We start from the raw sequence: 3,606 nt of genomic DNA, 5'->3' as shown, positions 1-3,606 counted from the left end.
GCGATATGGCACAGCGATCGGGGAAGCGTCTACACCTCGACCGAGTTCAGGGCCTTGGTGACCGGCCTGGGCATGCGCTCCTCGATGGGGCGCACCGGCGTGTCCCTCTTAACCGGCTAATGCGGTTATCTCTGCAGGTCGGCGACACGCCATGCCACGGGACGTTCCTTGTGAGCTGGATCACGACTGGTACACCTGTTCTTCATGAACAGCGATTACGGTCTTTCGCTTGAGGAGCGTGACGGCGGCTGGGCGTTGGCCGGGCAGGCGGCGCCACAGTTCAGGCTCGTGGATGAGTACCTTGCATATCTGACGGACAGGAACTACTCGCCCAAGACGGTCCGTGCCTACGGGTATGACCTGCTGGCGTTCTGCCGGTGGCTTCTGACCGTCGGGCATCCGCTGGCCGAGGTGAGCACGGAGGTGCTGCTTCGGTTCCTTCGCGCCTGTCGTGATGCCCAGGTCCCGGGCAGAGCGGGACCGAATGTGATCAGGCTGTCGGGGCGCCGGTTGGATCAGTACGCCGCGACGACGATCAACCGCAGGCTGGCCGCGATCTCAGGCTTGTTCGCCTTCGCCGCGATGCGGGACCCGGAGATGAAGAACCCGGTCCCCAAGGGCCGGGAAGCCCGTTGGGTCGCATCCGGTGAGCGGAGCGGGATGCTCGCGCATACGGTCCGGCGGCCAAAGAACCGTTCCTCGCTTCGGCTGCGCGAACCACGTCGGCTGCCCAAGGCGTTGTCCCAGCCCGACGCCGCCGAGCTGCTGGCCAGTTTTCACACCTGGAGGGACCGGGCGATCGCGGGCTTGATGCTCTATTGCGGGTTGCGCTCGGCAGAGGTGCTGGCCCTGGACGTCGCGGACGTCGACATCGGCGGCCGGTGGCTGCAGGTGCTCGGCAAGGGACAGCGGGAGCGACGGGTGCCCCTTGACGCGGACGTTGCTTCCGTCATCCAAGTGTATCTGCTCGCCGAGCGGCCCGAATCCGTCAGCACACGCCTGTTTCTCGTGGCCAAGGGGCCGAACCGGGGCCAGCCGTTGACCGCGGCCGGGCTGCGCACCGTCTTCCGTTATCACCGCGGCGTGACCGGAATCGTTGGCGGTCACCCGCACGCCTTGCGGCACACTTTCGGGACCGCGCTGGCCGAGGCCGGCGTCGATCTGGCGGTGATGCAGGCCTTGCTCGGCCATGCCCACGTCGACACCACGGCCCGCTACATCCATCTGGCTCCGGCCCACGTGAAAGCAGAGTTCGATGCCGCTCGCGATCGCATCCGTTCCCAGCAGTGACCCACACACCGCGTATCTGGACTACCTGAGTCGGACCGGTCGGAGAAACAGCGCGTACTCTTCAGCGGCCAGGACGTTCTTCAAGCGGTGGCCGGAACCGCAGCAATGGGCGGCCGAGCCGCTGCAGGTTCGCTTGTCCGCCGGGTCAGCTACCCGGCCGATCATCACCTTCCTGATGCTGCACCAAGGCCTGCGACCGGGCTATGACTACCTGCTTGAACGCAAGCTTTCCAGCATCTGGCGCGAGGTCCAGGACTCGCCGCTGGCAGCCGATCTTGACCGGTTCCTGACCGCGGCCGCCGACCTGGGATTCACCGAACGGGTCCGGTTCGCCACCGGCTCCCAGGTGCCCGTTAGGCTCCTCATCCAAACCGGCCGGCGCCTGGAACAGCTCACCCTGACCGATCTGGCCGAGTTCACCGCAGCCTGCCATGACAGGCAGAAGCGCACCGGCAAGGGACACCACCACTACCTGTCGGCGGCAAGCAACGCCCAACGGGTGCTGTTCCACCTCGGAGTGCTCGATGAACTGCCCCGCGCCGGCGGCCCGGTCCCTTTCGCCGAGCGGCTGGCCCAGGTGCGCCCAGCGATCCGGGCAGCGATGATCGCCTACCTGGACCGAAAGCGCGCGACCTGCCGGCCCAAGACCGTGTCAACGATCGCGACCCGGCTCAAGCACTTCGGTGAGTTCCTGGCAGGCATCGACCCGGAGTTGGACTCCGTCGCTGCCCTCGATCGACGCAAACACATCGAGCCATACCTGACCAGCATGGTCGATGCCGTCAACACCAAAAACGGTGAGAGTATCACCGTCGCTGACCGGTCCCGGCGGGTGCTCGCGCTGATGGGTTTCCTGACCGACATCACCGAGTGGGACTGGCCCGAAGCACCGCCACGCAAGCTGCTGTTCCGCGACGACATTCCCAAGCTGCCGCAAACATTGCCCCGCTACCTGCCCGTCGACATCGACCGGCGCCTCACCCAGGCCCTCACCGAGGCCCCGGGAAATGAACTGGCCGCTGCAGCTCTGCGGCTGCAGCGCTCCTGCGGGCTGCGGATCGGGGAACTGCTCGACCTTGAACTGGACTGTGTCCACGAAGTCCCCGGCCACGGCAGCTGGCTGAAGGTCCCACTCGGCAAACTGGACACCGAGAGGATGGTCCCCCTCGATGAAGAGATCCTGGAGCTGATCGACCACATAACCCACACCAGATCGCACGGCCGGCCGCTGCCCCACCCGCGTTACCGACGCCCGGCCCAGTTTCTCTTCACCCACCACGGACGCCGACTCGGGCAACAAACCGTCCGCGCCGAACTCGACCGCGCCGCCGGTCTCGCCGGGCTCGAACACATCACCCCGCACCAGCTTCGGCATACCTACGCCACCGCCCTGGTCAACGCCGGCGTCTCGCTGCAGGCCCTGATGGCGCTGCTCGGCCACATGTCCGCCGAGATGAGCCTGCGCTACGGACGGCTGTTCGACGCCACCGTGCGCACCGAATACGAGCGCGCCCTTGATCTGGCCAAACAACAGGCACTCACACCCACGACCGGCAGGACCAGCCTGCCCCTCAGAGACATCACCGGCGGAAAAGACTGGAAGGACACCCCGCTGCTGAAGTCCCGCATGGCCGGAGGGTTCTGCCTGCGGGCACCCGCCCAAGGCGCCTGCGCCTACGCAAATATCTGTGAACACTGCCCCAGCTTCCACGCCGAGCCCAGCTCACTGCCGATCCTTGCCGCCCAACGCGTTGATGCCGACGCACTCGCCCGCGACGCCGAACAACGAGGCTGGATCGCCGAAGCCGACCGACACAAACAGCTCATCACACGACTCGACAAACTGATCAACGAGGCCACCGCAGGATGACGAACACGAGCACCCTCAACAGCGTCGAGCGCGCCTGCGCCGAGCTCCTCCGGAACGGACAGGCAGTGACATTCACCGCCGTTTCCGCCCGCACCGGCCTGGGCCGCACCACTCTCTACCGGGACGCCATACTCCGGGGTGTCATCGAGGAAAACCGTCACCGCGCCGCCGCCAGCGGCACCCTCACCGCCCTCACCGACGAGATCACCACCCTCCGCGCCGCACTCGACACCCTCGCCACCAGCGTGCGGCGCCACGAAGAACAACTCCGGAAACTGACCTCCCGAAACAACTAAATCCTTAACCGGCCAATCCCCGCACTCCCAGGCCATTAGCCGGATAATGCTGGGACAACAGCATGGCCGAATCGTTCTTCTCTGCCCTGAAAAACGAGCGCGTCTATCGGACCGTTTACGCGACTAAATCACAAGCCCGGAGCGACGTCA

Annotated in this window: 3 protein-coding genes; all 3 read left to right on the top strand. The window is 65.9% G+C overall.

Going from position 1 to position 3,606, the window contains the following annotated elements; all coding sequences use genetic code 11:
* Window positions 1-204 precede the first annotated feature (204 nt).
* From NG698_RS21440 to NG698_RS21430, 3 genes are read left to right on the top strand one after another with little or no spacing between them, the layout of a single operon-like run.
* Window positions 205-1,290 carry a tyrosine-type recombinase/integrase gene (locus tag NG698_RS21440; protein WP_252612280.1) on the top strand — a complete coding sequence of 362 codons (1,086 nt, stop codon included), beginning with the start codon at window positions 205-207 and terminating at the stop codon, window positions 1,288-1,290.
* Window positions 1,256-3,160 (top strand): tyrosine-type recombinase/integrase, encoded by a 1,905-nt coding sequence (locus NG698_RS21435; RefSeq protein WP_252612272.1) that lies wholly within the window; start codon window positions 1,256-1,258, stop codon window positions 3,158-3,160. Before NG698_RS21440 ends, NG698_RS21435 begins: the two co-directional genes overlap by 35 nt.
* Window positions 3,157-3,456, top strand: coding sequence for a DUF6262 family protein (locus tag NG698_RS21430; protein WP_252612270.1), 300 nt, complete (start codon window positions 3,157-3,159; stop codon window positions 3,454-3,456). The genes NG698_RS21435 and NG698_RS21430 overlap by 4 nt, the downstream gene beginning before the upstream one ends.
* Window positions 3,457-3,606: the final 150 nt, after the last annotated feature.

It is taken from the genome of Pseudarthrobacter raffinosi (assembly GCF_023913735.1).
GTDB classification, from domain to species: domain Bacteria; phylum Actinomycetota; class Actinomycetes; order Actinomycetales; family Micrococcaceae; genus Arthrobacter; species Arthrobacter raffinosi.
Note: the sequence above shows the minus strand (reverse complement) of the source record. Positions and strands in the feature narration are given on the sequence as shown.

What these genes read in the sequence shown, in the direction of transcription:
- NG698_RS21430 (WP_252612270.1), top strand. Translation starts at nt 3,157, where the DNA reads ATGACGAACACGAGCACCCTCAACAGCGTCGAGCGCGCCTGCGCCGAG.
- NG698_RS21435 (WP_252612272.1), top strand. Translation starts at nt 1,256, where the DNA reads ATGCCGCTCGCGATCGCATCCGTTCCCAGCAGTGACCCACACACCGCG.
- NG698_RS21440 (WP_252612280.1), top strand. Translation starts at nt 205, where the DNA reads ATGAACAGCGATTACGGTCTTTCGCTTGAGGAGCGTGACGGCGGCTGG.